This is a genomic window from Kitasatospora brasiliensis, assembly GCF_032654805.1.
GTDB lineage: Bacteria > Actinomycetota > Actinomycetes > Streptomycetales > Streptomycetaceae > Kitasatospora > Kitasatospora brasiliensis.
Genome location: NZ_JAUOOW010000001.1, coordinates 629510 through 647585, shown reverse-complemented (window position 1 = coordinate 647585; position 18076 = coordinate 629510). Strand labels below are relative to the sequence as shown.

Here is an 18076-nt window from a genome sequence, read left to right as displayed (position 1 = left end):
ACCACCGATGACCGCGCCCACCCCGCACCCGAGCACCGAGGGCCGCACCCCGTACCCGGTCGGCCTGCTGCTGGCCGGCCGCCGCGTCGTCGTGGTCGGCGGCGGCCAGGTCGCCCAGCGGCGGCTGCCCGCCCTGATCGCCTCCGGCGCCGATCTGCACCTGATATCGCCGGCCACCATCCCGGCCGTCCAGGCCATGGCCGACGCCGGCGAGCTCACCTGGCACGCCCGCCCGTACCGGGACGGCGACCTGGCCGACACCTGGTACGCGCTGGTCGCCACGGACGACCCGGCCGTCAACGCGGCCGTCAGCGCCGAGGCCGAGCGCGAGCGGGTGTTCTGCTCCCGCAGCGACGACGCCGCCGCGGCCACCGCCTGGACCCCGGCCAGCGGCCGCGACGCCGGCGCCACCGTGGCCGTCCTCACCGGCGACCCGCGCCACTCCGCCGCCCTGCGCGACGCCATCGTGGACGGCCTGCGGGACGGCTCGCTGGCCGCCCGCCAGTACCGCTCGCACGGTGCCGGGGTGGCCCTGGTCGGCGGCGGCCCCGGCGACCCGGACCTGATCACCGTGCGCGGCCGCCGGCTGCTCGCCGACGCCGACGTGGTGGTCACCGACCGCCTCGCCCCGCGCGAACTGCTCGCCGAACTGCCCGAGCACGTCGAGGTGATCGACGCCTCCAAGATCCCGTACGGCCGGTTCATGGCCCAGGAGGCGATCAACCGCACCCTGGTCGAGCACGCCAAGGCGGGCAAGTTCGTGGTCCGGCTCAAGGGCGGCGACCCGTACGTCTTCGGCCGCGGCGGCGAGGAACTGCTGGCCTGCGCCGAGGCGGGCCTCCCGGTCACCGTCGTCCCCGGGATCTCCAGCTCGATCAGCGTGCCCGCCGCGGCCGGCATCCCGGTCACCCATCGCGGCATGACGCACGAGTTCACCGTGATCTCCGGCCATGTCGGCCCGGACGACGAGCGCTCGCTCACCGACTGGGCGGCCGCCGCCAAGATGAGCGGCACCCTGGTGCTGCTGATGGCGGTGGACAAGATCGGCGCGATCGCCGCCCGGCTGGTCGAGCACGGCCGGTCGGCCGACACCCCGGTCGCCATCGTCCAGGAGGGCACCACCGCCGCCCAGCGCCGGGTGGACGCCACCCTGGGCACCGTCGCCGCGGTGGTCGAGGCCGAGGGGATCAAGCCGCCGGCGGTCATCGTCGTCGGCGACGTCGTCAACGTGCTGGCCGCGGCCTTCCGGCACTGACCGTACGGTCGTGCGCTCATGCGGAGTGGGAAGTCGGCCCGGCCGACTTCCTACTCCAGCGGCTGCTCCGTCCAGATGACCTTCCCGGTCGCCGTGTAACGCGTCCCCCAGCGGTCCGCGAACTGCGCGACCAGGAACAGCCCGCGCCCGCCCTCGTCCTCCGTCGCCGCGTACCGCAGGTGCGGCGAGGTGCTGCTGCCGTCCGACACCTCGCAGATCAGCGACCGGTCCCGCAGCAGCCGCACCCGGATCGGCCCGGAGCCGTACCGGATCGCGTTCGTCACCAGCTCGCTCAGGATCAGCTCGGTGACGAACGCGGCCTCCTCCAGCCCCCAGGCCGTCAGCCGCTCCGCCACCGCGGCCCGGACCCCGCCCACCGCCGCCGGGTCGGAGGGCACCTCCCACTGCGCCACCTGGTCCGGCGACAGCACCTTGGTCCGCGCCACCAGCAGCGCGATGTCGTCCTGCTGGTGCCCCGGCAGCATCGCCCCGAGCACGTCCGCACAGGTCTGCTCGGGTGTGCGCGGCGCCCCGCTCAGCACCGTGCGCAGCAGCTCCAGCCCCTCGTCGAGGTCCCGCGCGCGGTCCATCACCAGGCCGTCCGTGTACAGCACCAGTCGGCTGCCCTCGGCCAGCTCCAGCTCGGCCGTCTCGAACGGCAGCACCGCCAGCCCCAGCGGCGGCCCGGTCGGCAGCTCGGGGAACACCACCCGGCCCTGCGGGTCCACCACGGCCGGCGGCGGGTGCCCGGCGGTGGCCAGCGTGCAGCGCCGTGACACCGGGTCGTAGATCGCGTACAGGCAGGTCGCCCCGGCCAGCTCGGCGCGCTCGCCGCTCGCCGCCTCGTCCTGGTCGATCCGGTTCACCAGCTCGTCCAGGTGCCCCAGCAGCTCGTCCGGCGGCAGGTCCAGGGTCGAGAAGTTGTGGATCGCCGTGCGCAGTCGGCCCATCGTCGCCGCCGCGTGCAGCCCCTGCCCCACCACGTCCCCGACCACCAGCGCCACCCGCGCGCCCGGCAGCGGGATCACGTCGAACCAGTCCCCGCCCACCCCGGCCTGGGCCGGCAGGTAGCGGTGCGCCACCTCCAGCGCGGTCTGGTCCGGCAGGTTGCTCGGCAGCAGGCTGTGCTGGAGCGTCACCGCCATGGTGTGCTCCCGGGTGTAGCGGCGGGCATTGTCGATGCACACCGCCGCGTGCGACACCAGCTCCTCGGCCAGCGCCAGGTCGTCCGCCTCGAACGGCTCCGCCCGCTGCGCCCGCCAGAACCGGGCCACCCCCAGCAGCACCCCGCGCGCTCGCAGCGGTACCCGAACGAGTGAGTGCACCCCGTGCGCCAGCACCTGCGCCGACTGCTCCGGGTCCTGCTCGCGCCACCCGGTGGCCTCCGCCAGGCGCGGTTCGATGTTCGGCTCCCCGTTGTGCAGCGCCCCGGCCAGCGGGGTCGTGGGCACCACGTCCAGCACCGTGCCGACGGGGTAGAACGGCGCGTCCTCCCGTACGCCCGTCATCGCGACGCGGCGCATCCGCCCCAGCGACGGGCCCGGCGGCGGCTCCCCGCCGGTCAGCACCTGGTCCGCCAGGTCCACCGTGACGAAGTCCGCGAACCGCGGCACCGCGACCTGCGCCAGCTCTTCCGCCGTCCGCGTCACGTCCAGCGTGCTGCCCACCGTCACCCCGGCGTCGTACAGCAGCCGCAGCCGCCGCTGCGCGCGCTCGGCCCGGCCGGACAGCGTTGCCAGCTCGGTGGAGTCGCGCAGCGTGGCGACGCAGCCGGGCGTGCCGAGCGGCTGGTCGATCAGCCGGACGTTCACCGCCAGCAGCCGCTCCCCGGACAGCACCACCTCGTCGGTCACCCGGCGGCCGGCGGTCAGCAGCTCCAGCGGCGCCTGCTCCAGGCCCAGCTCGGCCACCGGCCGGCCCTCGGCGTCCGGCGGCAGGTCCAGCAGCCGGCGCGCCTCGTCGTTGCAGAGCAGTAGCAGCCCGTCCCCGCCGACGATCATTACGCCCTCGCGCACCGCGTGCAGCACCGCCGCGTGGTGCTCGTACATCCTGGTCATCTCGACCGGGCCCAGCCCGTGCGTCTGGCGCCGCAGCCGCCGGCTGATCAGCGCCGTCCCCAGGGTGGCCAGCCCGACCGCGCCCGCCGCGGTGCCCAGCACCACCGGCAGCTGGCGCTCGCTCGCGCTGCTCACGTTCCGCAGCGTCACGCCCGCCGAGACCAATCCCGGCACCGAGCCGTCCGGCGCGCGCACCGGGACCACCGCCTGCACCAACGGGCCGAAGGTGCCCGTGACCTGCTGCGTCACCACCTGCCCGTGCAGGGCGGGCTGGTAGTCGCCGACGATCTTCTGCCCGATCCGCGACGGGTCCGGATGGGTGTAGCGGATGCCCTGGTCGTTCAGCACGACGATGAAGTCCACGCCCGAGGCGATCCGCGCGGCCTCGGCCCTCGGCTGGAGGACGGCGGTCGGATCGGGGGAGCGCAGCGCCTCGACGATGCCCGGGGAGTTGGCGAAGGCCTGGGCCACCGCCACGGACCGGTTGCGCGCCTCGTGCTCGGCATCGGTGCGTGCCTGCACCACCAGCGCCACCGCGGCCGCCACCACCAGTAGCAGGACGACCAGGATCTGGAGCGCGAACACCTGCCCGGCCACCGACCGGTGCCACACCGGCCACGGGCGCTTCGCACGTGGCAGCTGTGGCCGACCGCGTGGGCGCCCACCGGCGGAGCCGGTGGAGCCAGTGGCGCCAGAGGCCGACGGAGCCCGGGATCGGCCCGGATTTCGGGCCATACGGTCATATTTGCACCACGGCCAGCCGGGGACCACCCAGCCCCCTCCGCCGTTTGGCCTTCCCCGCCCCGGCTTGGCAAGATCGCAGGGTGTCCGAACCCCGCACCATCACCGACCCGGCCGATCCCCGCCTCGCCGACTACACCGGTCTCACCGACGTCGAGCTGCGCCGCCGCCGCGAACCCGCCGAAGGCCTCTTCATCGCCGAGGGGGAGAAGGTCATCCGCCGGGCCATCGCCGCCGGCTACCGGATGCGGTCGATGCTGCTCACCCCCAGGTGGCTGGAGGTGATGGGCGACGTCATCGCCGAGGCCGACGCCCCCGTCCACGTGGTCGAGCCCGCCCTCGCCGAAGCCGTCACCGGCTACCACGTGCACCGCGGCGCCCTCGCCTCGATGGAGCGCAAGCCCCTCCCCGCCGCCTCCGAGGTGCTTGCCGGGGCCCGCCGGGTCGCCGTCCTGGAGGGCCTGGTCGACCACACCAACCTCGGGGCCATCTTCCGCAGCGCCGCCGCGCTCGGCATGGACGCCGTCCTGCTCTCGCCCGACTGCGCCGACCCGCTCTACCGGCGCGCCGTCAAGGTCTCCATGGGCGCCGTCTTCGCCGTCCCGTACGCCCGCCTGGACCCCTGGCCCGCCGCCCTGGACACCGTCCGCGACGCCGGCTTCACCCTCCTCGCCCTCACCCCCGCCGCCACCGCCGTCGACCTCCACACCCTCACCCCGCACCACCTTCCCAAGGCCGCCCTCATGCTCGGCGCCGAAGGTGACGGCCTCACCCCCCACGCCATCGCCGCCGCCCACCATCCCGTCCGCATCCCCATGGCCCACGGCATCGACTCCCTCAACGTGGGCGCTGCCGCCGCCGTAGCCTTCTACGCCGTCACCACCCCCTGACCCACCACACACACCAACAGCCGGCGGGCCCGACTTCTGGCGCTCCGCTACGGGGGTTCCTCGCCAGCGCCGCCAGGCCCTGCCCGCTTCGCATGGGCCACCGTTGCGCGAGAAGTCGGCGGGCCCGACTTCTCGCGCGCCGCTCTGCCCGCACTCTCCACCGGCGCCGCCGGCTTGCGCAGACGTCATGGCCGCACACCGCAAGTCGGCCGGTCCGACGTCCGGTGCCTTCGCCGGGTCAGCCGGTGGGGGCGGTGGGTGGGGCGGGGGCGGCGGCGGGGGGCGGGGTGGTGGCGCCGGGCCAGGATTCGTCGAGGGTGCCGTCGGGGCGGACGGCGTAGCGGGTGGAGGCGACCGCGCCGGTGACGGCCATGCGCTCCTCGCGGACGACCGTGCTGCCGTCCAGCCGCCAGGTGGCCGTCGCCTGCGGGTCCGCCACCGAGGTGCGGGAGGCGGTGGCGACGGGGGAGTCCCCGGTGAAGGTGTAGAGCTGGACGAGGTCGACCGGCGCCGAGCCCTCCGCCCGTCGCAGGACGACCACCGCGGCCGGCTGGCCCTTGTACCGGGCCGGCAGCACCGCGCTCAGCGCGACCTGCGGCCCGCCGCCGACCGAGTGCCCGTTCTGGAGCGCGATGGTCTGCCCGCCGGCCCCGTCGGGGTAGCTGCGGTTCGGCCAGTCCACCGCCGGCACCGGCGCCTGCGGGGGCGTCAGCCCGGCGTCCGCACCGCTGCGCGCGGCCGCGGGGAGCGGCGTGGCCGAGGACTGCGGTACGACGTCGACGGACGTCCCTGGCACCGCCTGCTCGCCGCCGCCCGTACCGGATCCCGGCTTCGCCACCACGGTGGTCGGCTGCCGCACGCTCTGGTTGCCCCGGTTCTCGCACCCCTGGGCCGCCGCGATGGCCAGCGCCACCCCGATCGTCACCGTGACGAAGACCACCAGCCGCTGCCGCAGCAGCCGCTGCCGTGCGGTGCCGGGCCGCCCGCCGGGGGCGGGGGTGTGCTGGCGGTCCCGGGGACGGACCCGGTCGCGGGGGGCGGGACGGTTCGGGGGCGGGGTCTGGGGACGGTCCGGACGCTGCCTCAGCGGACGGGTGACCGGCGTCGCCTCGGGCCGGGGGAGGGGCGCGGCCGGCCCCTGGGGGCGCCGTCCGGCGGCCCCGGGCGCCTGTGCGCCGGGACGTCCCGCCGCCGCCCGGGCCCGCGCCGCGGCGGGCGGTTCGGGCGAGCGCCCCGGAGCCGGGACACCCGGTCGGCCGCCTTCCTGCTGGCCCGCCGCGGGAGCCGGCGAAGGCGCGGGCGCCGGAGCCGCCCCCCTCCCGTGCCGCGTCGCGCGGGCGCCGCCGGCCGACCCCGCGGCCGTGCCGCGCGCGGCCAGCTCGCTGAGCCGCTCGTGCAGCGCGGCCGCCCCGGGGCGCTCGGCGGGCTCCTTGGCCAGGCAGGCCCGGATCAGCGGCGCCAGCTGCGGCGGCACCGCCGAGAGGTCGGGCTCCTCGTGGACGACCCGGTAGAGCATCACTTCGGAGGACGCCCCGGACCCGAACGGGGTGTCCCCGGTGAGCGCGTACGCGAGCGTGGCCCCGAAGGCGAAGACGTCCGTGGCGGGGGTGACGGCGGCGCCGCGCACCTGCTCGGGCGCGAGGAAGCCGGGGGAGCCGACCGCGGTGCCGACGTGGGTGAGGGTGCTGGCACCGCGGGACCACGCGATGCCGAAGTCGATGATCCGCGGACCACGGGGCGAGAGCAGGATGTTGGAGGGCTTGAGGTCCCGGTGGACCACCCCCGCCTCGTGCACCTTGACCAGCCCGTCGGCCAGCGCGGCCCCGATCCGGGCCGCCTCGGGCCAGTTCAGCGGCCCTTCGTCGCCGACCCGCTTGTAGAGCGAGGGCCCGGGCACGTACGCGGTGGCCAGCCAGGGCCGCTCGGTCTCGATGTCCGAGCCGACCACGCGCGCGGTGCAGCCGCCCCGGATCCGGGAGGCCGCGGCGATCTCGCGGGCGAAGCGGGTGCGGAACTCCTGGTCCTCGGCGAGTTCGGCGCGGATCAGCTTGAGGGCGACGCGCTGCCCGCGGCGGTCGGATCCGAGGTACACCACGCCCATGCCGCCGGCGCCCAGTCGCCGGTGCAGGCGGTACGGCCCGACGATGCGGGGGTCCTCACGCCTCAGCCGCATCATCGCCATGTTTCGTTCCCCGTCAGCCGGTGGGTGAGGCCCCGTCGGTTGGGCCATCGTCAGTTCCTGTCTGGCACAGCTTACGGACTGCCCGCTGCGGTGTGCTGATACGCAACACCTCAAGCCGCCGTGCGATTGTCCGATCTTGCACTGACGTGCAGGTCACAGGCCCGTCAGCGGGTCTCTCGGGGTTGCCCCTCAGGGTTCCCCCGGGGGTCGGATGAGACTTCCGTCCCCCTGCGGTAGTAGGCCCTGAGGCCGAGCGTCATCCTCCGGGACGTCCGAGGAACAGTACGACGGCATGACGCCCGGAGGACCCCTCGGCCAATAGCGTTGTGCTCAGCGGTGGACGGGGAGCTCGTCCCCCGAGGTAAGCCGTCCACCGCGCCGACTCGACCGGATCAGGAGCAAGGAATGCCACCGCAGCTCACGGGCACCCCCCGCCGCCGCCGGCAGGCCTTCGTCCAGTCCCGGTCAACCGAGCAGCCCACACGGCACCCTGCCGTGGCACTGGCCATGGCCCTGCCGTGTGCCGTGCTCCTGATGCTGCTCTTCGGCGGGTGGGATCAGATGGCGGACCAGGCCCAGGCCGTCGCCGATCTGATCACCCGCTGAGCGGAGGGAAGGACACCGGCCCTCAGGGGCCGGCCGAAGACGGGCACCGATCCCCTGGGGACGGGGAGCGGTGCCGCCGGGGAGGCCGCGGCCGCGATGACACGCGGACGGGCGAGAGCGGTGCGCAGAGCGCCCTGGCAGGCGGAGATGCCGCGTACGGACGTCGGTGAGGGCGTCCGTACGCGGCTCTTCCCTTTCCCGACACCCGCGAAGACACCCGAAGACGCCTGAAGACGGCCGAAGACGGCCGAAGGCCCGAAGGTCCTCAGGGACGACAAAACGACCGGGGGCCGCGACCCTCACGGATCGCGGCCCCCGGCCGTTACTGTGCGCGATACTGGGATTGAACCAGTGACCCCTACCGTGTCAAGGTAGTGCTCTCCCGCTGAGCTAATCGCGCCTGATGTGGCGGTCCTGCAGCAGATCCCGGAGGATCCGACGTGCGCGATACTGGGATTGAACCAGTGACCCCTACCGTGTCAAGGTAGTGCTCTCCCGCTGAGCTAATCGCGCCTGATGAGGCGGTGTTGCAGCAGGCCCCGAAGGGCCCGTTACTGTGCGCGATACTGGGATTGAACCAGTGACCCCTACCGTGTCAAGGTAGTGCTCTCCCGCTGAGCTAATCGCGCCTGATGTGGCGGTCCTGCAGCAGATCCCGGAGGATCCGACGTGCGCGATACTGGGATTGAACCAGTGACCCCTACCGTGTCAAGGTAGTGCTCTCCCGCTGAGCTAATCGCGCGGGGAGGCCCCCCGGACGAACCGGGAGGACCTCTTGGAGGTGGAGACGGGATTTGAACCCGTGTACACGGCTTTGCAGGCCGTTGCCTCGCCTCTCGGCCACTCCACCAGGCAACACATGAAGAACGACCTTACACCGTTCTCCATCGAGCGGACGACGAGATTCGAACTCGCGACCCTCACCTTGGCAAGGTGATGCTCTACCAACTGAGCCACGTCCGCCTGTCTCCCGGGGACCTTCACCGCTTTTCTTCGGCTGCGCTCCCTGGCGACGTGTTGAACTCTAGCGGATTCCCGGGCCAGCTAAAAATCCGTTCCCGCAGCGTGCCGAGGGGGTGGCCGTGGAGTGCCGTCCCGTCAGCCCTCCCGGCCGGTCACCGGCCGCCACCTGCGGCGCTCCCGGACGATCATCCGCAGGTCACCCAGCGCACACCCGGGCGACGCGCGTGGGTGCTCGTACGCGGGGGGCGTGAGCCCGACCGGCCCACGCCCCCCGACCTACACTTCAGGCACCGCCCTCAGCACCCCCCGCGCAGGAGAACCGTGTCCGGCCACCCCGACCCCCGCACCCCGCTCGCCCGCTTCGCCGGCCGCCTGGCCACCGGACTGCGCGACGTCACCTCGGACCCGGCCGCCCTCGACTCCACCGGCCACTGGGCCGTCGCCTACGACTTCGAGGGCCGCCTCACCTGTGCCCGCTTCGACGACGTCCGCCCCGCCCCCGCCCCGCCCTCCGGCGCCGGCTGGCGCGGACCGGAGGCCGGCAGCTGGCACAGCTCCCTCGACCGCGCCGCCTACATCGCGGGCGTCCGCCGCATCCGCGAGCACATAGCCGCCGGCGAGGTCTACCAGGCCAACCTCTGCCGCGTCCTGTCCGCGCCGCTGCCCGACCCGGACCACAGCGACGTCGACGCCCTCACCGGCCTCCTCGCCCACGGCAACCCCGCCCCCTACGCCGGCACCATCCGCCTGCCCGAGCACGGCGTCGAGATCGCCACCGCCTCACCCGAGCTCTACCTGCGCCGCACCGGCCGGACCGTCTCCTCCGGCCCGATCAAGGGCACCGGCCGCACCGAGCACGACCTGCTCGACAAGGACCACGCCGAGAACGTGATGATCGTCGACCTGGTCCGCAACGACCTCGGCCGGGTCTGCGAGACCGGCAGCGTCACCGTCCCCGACCTCTGCGCCGTCGAGAAGCACCCCGGCCTGGTCCACCTGGTCTCCACCGTCGAGGGCACCCTGCGCGAGGGCGCCGGCTGGCCCGAACTCCTCGACGCCACCTTCCCGCCCGGCTCCGTCACCGGCGCCCCCAAGACCAGCGCCCTGCGGATCATCGAAGCTCTGGAGACCGCCCCGCGAGGCCCGTACTGCGGCGCCATCGGCTGGGTCGACGCCGACCGCGGCGAGGCCGAACTCGCCGTCGGCATCCGCACGTTCTGGATCGACCGGCAGGACCCGGGCGCGCCGATCCTGCGCTTCGGCACCGGAGCCGGCATCACCTGGGGCTCCGACCCCGAGCGCGAATGGGCCGAAACCGAGCTGAAGGCCGCCCGTCTGGTCGCGATAGCGTCGGGCAGCGAATCCGGCAGCGAACCCGACCCGACCGGGGTCTGAGCCGCCACCTCCCATCGTCAGACAGGCCTGAGGAGCAGCACCCGATGCACAACCGCACCACGAGCTGGGTCAACGGCGCACTCGTCGACTCCACCGACGCGGCCGTCTCCGTCCTCGATCACGGCCTCACCACCGGCGACGGCGTCTTCGAGACCATGAAGACGGTCGACGGCCGGGCCTTCGCGGTCACCCGCCACCTCGACCGGCTCACCCGCTCCGCCCGCGGCCTCGGCCTGCCAGACCCCGACCACGACCTGGTCCGCGAGGCCTGTGCCCAGGTCCTCGCCGCCAACCCCGCGCCGCTCGGCCGCCTGCGCGTCACCTACACCGGCGGCAACGGGCCGCTCAGCTCCGAACGCGGCACCACCGGGCCCACCCTGGTCGTCGCCCTCAACGAGATCGGCCGCCGCCCCGACGAGACCGCCGTCGCCGTCGTCCCCTGGCGCCGCAACGAGCACAGCGCCGTCGCCGGCCTCAAGACCACCTCGTACGCCGAGAACGTCGTCGCCCTGGCCGCCGCCCACCGCGCCGGCGCCTCCGAGGCCCTGTTCGCCAACACCGCCGGCCTGCTCTGCGAGGGCACCGGCTCCAACGTCTTCGTGGTCCTCGACGGCCGCCTGCTCACCCCCGCCCTCGCCTCCGGCTGCCTGGCCGGCATCACCCGGCAGCTCGTCATCGACTGGTGCGGCGCCGAGGAGACCGACCTCCCGCTCAGCGCCCTCCGGGACGCCGAGGAGGTCTTCCTGACCTCCACCACCCGCGACGTCCAGGCCGTCACCCGCGTCGACGACCGCGAACTGCCCGGCATCGGCCCCGTCACCGCCAAGGCCATGGCCGTCTTCACCGAGCGCAGCGGCGACGACCTCGACCCGTGAGCCCCGGGGCGGGTGTCTAAGCTTCCGGACAGGGGGAAGGGAGCTCCACATGACCACCACGCTGCGCCCCGAGGGCCCGGAGACACCCACCGCGGCCGGCGGCCGCACCAGGCGCTGGCTGATCCTCGCGAACGGCCGACCGGTCGGTGCGCTGCGCACCACCGCCGACCCGATGGGCAGTCAACTCTGGGGCAAGATATCGGAGTTGGAGATCACCGAGAGTCGCGGCCGGGGCCGCGGCACATTCGGCGGGCTGGCCGCCGAGGAGGTGCTGCGCGCCTGGGGCTGCACCCGGGTCGACGTCGCGATCCCCGCGACGGCCACGACGGCCCGCGGGCTCGCCGGCACCCTCGGCTACACCGAGCGGGCGCTGACCATGGCCAAGCAGCTCGCCACCTCCCCCGCCCTGCCCGCCGGGGTGAGCGCGCGCCCGTTCGACCCGGCCGACCTCGACGGCTGGCTCGCCCGCTCCGCGGAGGGCTACCGGCAGGACATCGTCGCGTCCGGCCTCACCGAGGAGCAGGCCCACGCCAGGGCCGGCGGCGACGACCCCCCGAACCCGTTCCCCCAGGGCGTCGAGACCCCCGGCGTCGTCCTGCGCAGGCTGTACGGCGCCGACGGCGCGGAGGGCCCGTACGGCTCGATCTGGGTCCAGCTGCGCCTGCGCGACCTGCCGGACGGCGAGCCGCTCGCCTGGGTGATGAGCGTCGAGGTGTCCCCGGCCCACCGGGGCCGGGGACACGGACGCGCGCTGATGCTGCTCGCCGAACGCGAGTGCCTGGCCGCCGGAGTGCGTCACCTCGGCCTCAACGTCTTCACCCACAACGAGGCCGCCGTCCGGCTCTACGAATCGCTGGGGTACCAGGTCACCGAGCGCCTCTACGGCAAGCACCTGTGATCTGACGCTCCGTCAGGAAGCCTTCGCCGCCTCGATGACGGCCACGATCCGGGCCCGCAGCCCGTCCTGGCTCTGGCCGCCGTCGAGGCGCTCGCCGCCGATCACGTACGTCGGCGTGCCCTGGACGCCGATCGCCTTGCCCTCGGCCTGGTCGGCGTCGACGGTCAGCATGTGCCGCCCGTCGATCAGCGCGGTGTCCAGCTCCTCGACGTCGACCCCGACCTCCCGGGCCACGTCCAGCAGCACCTGCTGCCCGCCCGAGGCCAGCGCCGCGGTGCGGGCCAGCAGCGCCTCCACGAACGGCCAGCCCAGCCCCTGCGCGAAGGCCTCCTCGGCCGCCTCCGCGGCGGCGTAGGCGTGCTTGTGCTTCTCCAGCGGGAAGTGCCGCAGCTCCACGGACAGCGCGTCGCCGTACTGCGCGCGCAGCGCCCGTACGTCGTCCAGCGCGGTGTGGCAGTCCGGGCACTGGAGGTCGCACCAGAACTCAAGGCGGGGGAGGGAACCATCGATCATTCCCTCAGTGTTCCACTAGTGGGCGCCCGCTCCGGCCGGAGGTGCGCCCCGGGCGGACCGAGAGGAAGGCAGCGATGACCAGGACGACCGGAAACGAAGGGGTGGTCCTGTGCTGAGCGCGGTGATCAGCTTCATCCTTACGGCCGGCGGGGTGGCCTTCGCCGGGCTGCGGGCCTACCGGCGGCGCTTCCTGTCGGCCACCCGCTGGTTCGCGGTGGCCCTGCTGCCCGCCGGGCTCTACCTGACCGGCCTGTTCCCGCTGGCGAGCACGATCGGCCGGGAGTTCGCCGACTGGGCGACCAAGCTGGTCTTCGACCCCCGGGTCTGGACGGGCATCGCGCTGCTCGGGGTCTCCGCGGCCCTGCTGGCCACTACCCGCTGGGTGGGCCGACGCGGCGCCGCACCGATGGAGGGCGCCCCGGACCGCCCGGCCGCGGCAGGGCCGGCCCCCGAACGCCCGGCGGTGGCGTCGGCGCCCAAGGCCCCGAAGAAGCCGGCCGGGGGCAAGCGGGACGACGGCCTCGGCGACTTCGCCGACATCGAGGAGATCCTCCGCAAGCGGGGCATCTGAGCGTCCCCGCCCGGGCCGGGCGGCTCAGGCGGAGGGGACGGCCTCCGCCGACCGCTGCCGCGCCCGGTAGGCGGCGACGTGCAGCCGGTTGCCGCAGGTACGGCTGTCGCAGTAGCGCCGCGAGCGGTTCCGGGAGAGGTCCACGAACACCCGCGCGCAGTCCGGCGCCTCGCAGCGGCGCAGCCGCTCCCGCTCGCCCGCCATCAGGATGAGGGCCAGCGCCATGCCCAGCTCGGCCGCAAGGTGGTCGCCGAGCGCGGCGTGCGGCGCGAAGTAGTGGATGTGCCAGTCGTGGCCGTCGTGGTTGGTCAGCCGGGGCGTCGTCCCGGCGGCCGCGACCATCGAGTTGACCAGCTCGGCGGCCTCCGCGGTGGACTCCGTCCCGAACACCTCGCGCAGCCGGGTGCGCAGTTCGTGCACCCGGCGCAGGTCGTCCTCGGTCAGCGAGTCGATCTCACTGATCTCCTGGCGGACCACGAAGGCGTCCAGCGCGGCGACGTCCGGCAGCCGTTCGGCACCGCACACCTCGGGTGCGGTGTTGAGCAGCTCCACGAGGAGGCTCAGCGCGCACTCGGTGTCATGGGTGATCAGCACGTTGGGGGCTCCTCGCGCAGGGGACTCCGATACCCCGCGTCCACGGTTACCCCAGACCATACCGGGCCTCGTGCCGGTGGGGCGGTGCCTTCTTTCGAAGATGAGTGCGTACTTCGAAAGGGTGTTCCGGAGGGGCAGACGTCAGCGCCCGGCAACGGGGCCGGCCACCCGATCGGATGGCCGGCCCCGCTGCCGGGCGCCTGCGGTGCTGTGGACCCGCTCCGGTGGGAACGGACCGCCCACCGGCCCCGAGGCCGCGTCGTACGCGGCTGAGTCCGCTGCCGTGCCCCCGAGTAGGACGGCTGCGATGACAGCAGGAGCCAGGGCCCCGCCGACAGCGGGGCATGACCGCCTGCGGTCGGGGTCAGCTTTCGGCGAGGATGTGGGACAGCTCCCGGTCGAGGTCGAAGTGGCGGTGTTCGGTGCCGGGGGGCACCGCGGCGTCCGTCCGCTTGAGGAACGACTCAAGCGCCCGGGCCGGGGCCTCCAGCAGGGCTTCTCCTTCCGGAGAGCTCAGCGCGATGCAGACCACCCCTTGCCCGTGGCTGCGCGACGGCCACACCCGGACGTCGCCGGTACCGGTGGGTCGGTGCAGCCCCTCCGCGAGGAGATCTCGGGCGAACACCCACTCCACGGTCTCGTCGGCGCCCGTGTGGAACGTGGCGTGCACGGCGTAGGGGTCGGCAGTGTCGTAGCGCAGGCCCGCGGGGACGGGCAGTGAGGACTCGCTGGACACGATGAGGCGCAGGTGCAGCTCGCAGCTGACCGTGGTGTTCATAAGCGCCATGGCCTTTCGCTCAGTGTGCGCTCGGGGAATCGCACGTCGGCGAACGGACCATCCCACCCCCAAGACCGATGTAAACCCCTCTGTCCCGATTCGGGCGCGAGTCGTACCCCTTACGGCGCATTGCGGAATCGCTTCGCGGCGGCCGGGCCGGGCAATACCCGGGCGCTTCTTGGTTAGTTTCCCGGCGGGACTGTGCGAAACGACAAGGCGGCCGGGAACACGGGAACGGGTGAATCCGGCGTGGCGGTTGACACGCCCGTTGACGGTGGTCGGGTGATCGGCTCACGGGCCCCGGCCCTCGTCCGCGGTCGCGCCGGGCCCAGGGGGTGGCGATCCTCCCGACCGGCCTCGCCGCGGTCAGGCGCGGACGGCCGGCGATCTTCCCTGGCCCTCGGGGCCCGGACCGCCAGGTCCGTCCGGGCCCGGCGCGGAGCCGTCCGCTCGGTCGACGGGCGGCCGGTCGGCAGGCGGCCGGACGGCGGCTGAGCCGGCCGGGTGACGGGGGCCTCGGCCGGGAGGGTGGTCGGAGCACCCCTCGGGATGCGGTAATGTTTTCTCTGCACCCGGGCGATTAGCTCAGCGGGAGAGCACTTCGTTCACACCGAAGGGGTCACTGGTTCGATCCCAGTATCGCCCACCGGAATGCATTGTGATACGTGAGGCCCAGCCGATTATCGGCTGGGCCTCACGTGTATTTCCGGAATCGCCCTGAAGGGCCGTTGGTAATCGGCTGAGGCACAGTCACCTTCCATGCGGAGCGCGAGTTCTGTGAAGGCGTCGGGCGACTCCCGAACAGCCGAGTTGTACGACCGGGCCGGAATGGTGCTAGAGTTCATCTCGTTGCCCGGGCGATTAGCTCAGCGGGAGAGCACTTCGTTCACACCGAAGGGGTCACTGGTTCGATCCCAGTATCGCCCACCCGGACAGCACGCAGGCCCTGACCAGGAAACCGGTCAGGGCCTGCGGCATGTTCAGGGCCGGTACGCCGAAGTCGCTCGCTACGCCGCCGCCTCGCAGCCGTGCTCGGGCTCCAACCGGCGCCCGCAGCCGCACCGGGCCGGCCGCAGCGGCCAGGACAGGTCCACCCGCTCCCGCGTCCCCGAGCGGTCGAACCAGCTCTGGAGCCCCCGCGCCTGCGCCGCGTGCCAGACCGCCTGCCGCAGGTGCAGCTCGGCCGCCGTCAGCCCGCCGAGCGCCGCCGGGTAGCGGGCACCGATCCGCCGGGTCAGCGCCAGCGCCGCCGTCGCGTCCGCCGCCGCCTCGTGCGCCCCGGCCAACTCCACGCCGTAATGGGCGCACAGATCGGTCAGCGTCCGGCGGCCCTTGCGGTAGCGGTCCACGTGCTTGTCCAGCACCCGCGGATCCAGCACCACCAGCCCGCTCGCGGCCAGCCCGCCGGCCAGCGTCAGCCCGTGATGGCGGCGCAGCTCCCGGTCCAGCAGCGTCAGGTCGTACGGCGCGTTCATCACCACCACCGGGTGCCCGGCCAGCGCCTCGGCCGCCAGCGCGTGGGCGACCTCCGCCACCACCGTGCCGGCCGGGCGGCCGTGGGCGCGCACCCGCTCGTCGGTGATGCCGTGCACCGCGCGGGCGCCGTCCGGGATCGGCACGCCCGGATCGGCGAGCCACGTGGTCGTCAGGGCGGGTGCGTCCGGCGCGAGCTGGACGACCAGGGCGGCCGAGACGATCCGGTCGTTCTCGACGTCCACGCCGGTCGTCTCGGTGTCGAAGGAGGCGAGCGGGCCGGTGTACCAGTGCTGCTGCATGACTGCCCCTCAGACGAGCGTTGCGCCCGGGTGATACCCGGTTCTGACGCCCCTTCAACCCGTTTGGCCCAAGCCCGACCGGGGATCCTGCCCATGACCGTCCCGTTCGAATCGACTGGCCCGTCCCGCACCGGAACGGGCCCGGAACCGGGGGAGGGCACGGGGCGATGGCACTGACCCAGCCGCAGCCCGAGGAAGCGGCGGCCGTCCTGCGGGGGAACCTCGCGGTCACCGCCTGCATGGAGACCCTGCAGGTCGGTTATCTGCACGCGGTCGCCGCGGCGGCCGGCTGCTCGCTCTCCCAGCCGTTCCCGGACAACGGCATCGACTGGCACGTCAGTCACGGCTCCCGGACGCACCGGGTGGACGACGAGGTCACCGTCAAGATCCAGCTCAAGGCCACCCAGCAGGTCGCCCCCGACCCGGCCGGGCCGTTCTTCAGCTTCACCCTGGACAACGACCACCTGCGCAAGCTCGCCCGGCCGCGGGTCGCCGTGCCGAGGCTGCTGGTCGTGATGCTGCTGCCGCGCCGGGTCGACCACTGGCTGCGGGCCCGCCCGGACGCTCTGGAGCTGCGGCACTGCTGCTACTGGGTCAACCTGGCCGGCCACCCCGTCACCGGGCAGCGGCGCACCAACGTCCGGGTGCCCACCGACAAGGTCTTCGACGACCGCGCGCTCTGCGACATCATGGCCCGGATCGGTGCGGGCGGCAGCCCGTGACGGCCCGGCCCCGGCAGGGAGGAACCGGACCCATGACACCGCCGCACGGACCGGACGAGCCGGCCCGCCCCCTGCCCGACCCGGCCGCCGTCGACCCGGCGGTGCTGGCCACCCTGCTCGCCCGGCACGGCTGGATCCGCCGCGGCGGCCCGGCCGCCCGCTACGGACGCTGGACCCCGCCCGACGACGAGCCCGGCACCAGCCTGCTCGTCCCGGCCGGGGACGGCTTCGACGACGCCGTCGAACTCCTCACCGACGCCGTCACCGCGCTCTCCCGCTCCCGCACCCCCTCCGCCCGCTCGATTCTCCTGGCCCTCGCCGTCCCCGGCGACGAGCTGAGCTGGCACCGCGAACCGCCCGGCCCGGCCGGGGCCACCCCCTGGGACGAGGCCGAGCGGCTCCGGCAGGCGGCGCGCGGGATGCTCGCCGCCGGAGCCAAGGCCGCCCGGACCAGGGCCGGCTACTTCGGCGCCCGGCTGGACGGCCTCGCCGGGGACCTGCTGGACCGCGTCCTGCTGGTCGAACAGGGCGCCGCGCTCACCGCCTACACCCCCGCCCCCGAGGGGCGGGCCGCCGTCACCACCCTGGTCCGCGCGCTGGAGGCACTGCGCGACGCGGTCGACTACCGCCGGATCAGCGACGGGCCCGAGGCCTTCGGGAGCGCCGTCCAGGCCGGGGTCAGCCGGGAGCTGGTCCAGTCCGTCCAGGAGCTGGTGCGCGACGCGACGGCCGCCCGGCTCAGCGTCGCCTGGTCGCCCGCCGCCGGGACACCGGGCGGCTTCGGGGATCGCCGGATCGACCTCGACTTCTCACCCGGCGACCTGCCCGCCCTGGCGGAGGCCGCCGACCTGCTGGAACGCGCCGAGCCCGCCGTCGCCGTCACCGTGATCGGCGTGGTCACCCGGCTCAAGCGCGCCGACCCGGCCGGACCGGGCTCGGTACGGCTGCGGGTACTGGCCGGCGCCGAGGTCCGCGAGCTCAAACTGCGCCTGCCCGAGCCCGACTACCGGCTCGCCGCCGAGGCCCACCTCGCGGGCCTGCCGGTGCGGGTCTCCGGCCGCCTGGACCGCCAGGGCGGCTTCCGCCGGCTGACCCGCCCGCACGGTCTGGAACTCTGCGGCTGGGAGGAAGGAGACCGCGAACGCCTGCTGAAAGCGCTCGGCGGGAAGACGGAGGGAGGGGGAGAAGGGGCGTAGGTGGACGGTAGGGGCGGCGCTCTCGGTACCATCGTCACGCGCAGCGCAGTGTTGCGTCCTCTGAA

General features: G+C 74.1%; 14 protein-coding genes, 8 tRNA genes and 1 pseudogene. 11 read left to right on the top strand and 12 right to left on the bottom strand.

Features of this window, described 5'->3' with window-relative positions; translation table 11 throughout:
* Positions 1–7 precede the first annotated feature (7 nt).
* Positions 8–1255, top strand: coding sequence for a uroporphyrinogen-III C-methyltransferase (gene cobA / locus QWJ13_RS02935; protein ID WP_316520262.1), 1248 nt, complete (start codon positions 8–10; stop codon positions 1253–1255).
* Positions 1256–1305: 50 nt separating this feature from the next.
* Here cobA and QWJ13_RS02930 read toward each other — a convergent pair whose 3' ends face one another.
* Positions 1306–4047, bottom strand: a complete 2742-nt coding sequence (locus tag QWJ13_RS02930) for a SpoIIE family protein phosphatase (RefSeq protein WP_316520261.1) — start codon at positions 4045–4047, stop codon at positions 1306–1308.
* An 89-nt stretch (positions 4048–4136) separates the two neighbouring features.
* Here QWJ13_RS02930 and QWJ13_RS02925 point away from each other — a divergent pair, with 89 nt between their 5' ends.
* Positions 4137–4943 (top strand): TrmH family RNA methyltransferase, encoded by an 807-nt coding sequence (locus QWJ13_RS02925; protein ID WP_316520260.1) that lies wholly within the window; start codon positions 4137–4139, stop codon positions 4941–4943.
* 925 nt (positions 4944–5868) lie between these two features.
* On the opposite strand, the pseudogene QWJ13_RS02920 reads toward QWJ13_RS02925, so the two are convergent.
* Positions 5869–7125: pseudogene (locus tag QWJ13_RS02920) on the bottom strand (serine/threonine-protein kinase); the annotation flags it as partial.
* A 405-nt stretch (positions 7126–7530) separates the two neighbouring features.
* Between QWJ13_RS02920 and QWJ13_RS02915 the strand changes: the two are divergent.
* Positions 7531–7731 (top strand): hypothetical protein, encoded by a 201-nt coding sequence (locus tag QWJ13_RS02915; RefSeq protein ID WP_316520259.1) that lies wholly within the window; start codon positions 7531–7533, stop codon positions 7729–7731.
* A gap of 328 nt (positions 7732–8059) precedes the next feature.
* On the opposite strand, the gene QWJ13_RS02910 is transcribed toward QWJ13_RS02915, so the two are convergent.
* The 6 genes from QWJ13_RS02910 to QWJ13_RS02885 form a co-directional block, all read right to left on the bottom strand.
* Positions 8060–8131 (bottom strand) — tRNA-Val (locus tag QWJ13_RS02910).
* A 41-nt stretch (positions 8132–8172) separates the two neighbouring features.
* A tRNA-Val gene (locus QWJ13_RS02905) sits at positions 8173–8244 on the bottom strand.
* Positions 8245–8288: 44 nt separating this feature from the next.
* Positions 8289–8360: transfer RNA gene (locus tag QWJ13_RS02900), tRNA-Val, on the bottom strand.
* Between the two features lie 41 nt (positions 8361–8401).
* A tRNA-Val gene (locus QWJ13_RS02895) sits at positions 8402–8473 on the bottom strand.
* Positions 8474–8507: 34 nt separating this feature from the next.
* Positions 8508–8581 (bottom strand) — tRNA-Cys (locus QWJ13_RS02890).
* 40 nt (positions 8582–8621) lie between these two features.
* A tRNA-Gly gene (locus QWJ13_RS02885) sits at positions 8622–8694 on the bottom strand.
* A gap of 321 nt (positions 8695–9015) precedes the next feature.
* Here QWJ13_RS02885 and QWJ13_RS02880 point away from each other — a divergent pair.
* From QWJ13_RS02880 to QWJ13_RS02870, 3 genes are read left to right on the top strand one after another with little or no spacing between them, the layout of a single operon-like run.
* A complete protein-coding gene (locus QWJ13_RS02880) occupies positions 9016–10089 on the top strand; it encodes a chorismate-binding protein (RefSeq protein WP_316520258.1) in 1074 nt (357 codons plus the stop codon).
* Between the two features lie 44 nt (positions 10090–10133).
* Positions 10134–10964 (top strand): aminotransferase class IV, encoded by an 831-nt coding sequence (locus QWJ13_RS02875; protein WP_316520257.1) that lies wholly within the window; start codon positions 10134–10136, stop codon positions 10962–10964.
* A gap of 49 nt (positions 10965–11013) precedes the next feature.
* A complete protein-coding gene (locus tag QWJ13_RS02870; protein ID WP_316520256.1) occupies positions 11014–11862 on the top strand; it encodes a GNAT family N-acetyltransferase in 849 nt (282 codons plus the stop codon).
* A 12-nt stretch (positions 11863–11874) separates the two neighbouring features.
* On the opposite strand, the gene QWJ13_RS02865 is transcribed toward QWJ13_RS02870, so the two are convergent.
* On the bottom strand, positions 11875–12375 hold the full coding sequence (locus tag QWJ13_RS02865; RefSeq protein WP_316520255.1) for a DsbA family protein: 501 nt from the start codon (positions 12373–12375) through the stop codon (positions 11875–11877).
* Between the two features lie 109 nt (positions 12376–12484).
* On the opposite strand from QWJ13_RS02865, the gene QWJ13_RS02860 reads away from it, so the two are divergent.
* Positions 12485–12946 (top strand): hypothetical protein, encoded by a 462-nt coding sequence (locus QWJ13_RS02860; protein ID WP_316520254.1) that lies wholly within the window; start codon positions 12485–12487, stop codon positions 12944–12946.
* 24 nt (positions 12947–12970) lie between these two features.
* On the opposite strand, the gene QWJ13_RS02855 is transcribed toward QWJ13_RS02860, so the two are convergent.
* Both QWJ13_RS02855 and QWJ13_RS02850 read right to left on the bottom strand, forming a co-directional pair.
* The gene (locus tag QWJ13_RS02855) at positions 12971–13540 is read right to left on the bottom strand and encodes a CGNR zinc finger domain-containing protein (protein ID WP_316520253.1); all 570 of its coding nucleotides are present in this window, start codon (positions 13538–13540) and stop codon (positions 12971–12973) included.
* Between the two features lie 364 nt (positions 13541–13904).
* Positions 13905–14318: an SsgA family sporulation/cell division regulator gene (locus QWJ13_RS02850; RefSeq protein WP_030056266.1), complete on the bottom strand. Its 414-nt coding sequence runs from the start codon at positions 14316–14318 to the stop codon at positions 13905–13907.
* Between the two features lie 574 nt (positions 14319–14892).
* Between QWJ13_RS02850 and QWJ13_RS02845 the strand changes: the two genes are divergently transcribed.
* Positions 14893–14964, top strand: a tRNA-Val gene (locus tag QWJ13_RS02845).
* A 209-nt stretch (positions 14965–15173) separates the two neighbouring features.
* Positions 15174–15245, top strand: a tRNA-Val gene (locus tag QWJ13_RS02840).
* A gap of 80 nt (positions 15246–15325) precedes the next feature.
* Here the strand turns inward: QWJ13_RS02840 and QWJ13_RS02835 are convergent.
* Entirely contained in the window at positions 15326–16093 is a 768-nt protein-coding gene (locus tag QWJ13_RS02835; RefSeq protein ID WP_316520252.1) for an exonuclease domain-containing protein, read from the bottom strand.
* 167 nt (positions 16094–16260) lie between these two features.
* On the opposite strand from QWJ13_RS02835, the gene QWJ13_RS02830 reads away from it, so the two are divergent.
* The gene (locus tag QWJ13_RS02830) at positions 16261–16815 is read left to right on the top strand and encodes a DUF4365 domain-containing protein (RefSeq protein ID WP_316520251.1); all 555 of its coding nucleotides are present in this window, start codon (positions 16261–16263) and stop codon (positions 16813–16815) included.
* Positions 16816–16847: 32 nt separating this feature from the next.
* Positions 16848–18011 (top strand): hypothetical protein, encoded by a 1164-nt coding sequence (locus QWJ13_RS02825; RefSeq protein ID WP_316520250.1) that lies wholly within the window; start codon positions 16848–16850, stop codon positions 18009–18011.
* Positions 18012–18076 lie beyond the last annotated feature (65 nt).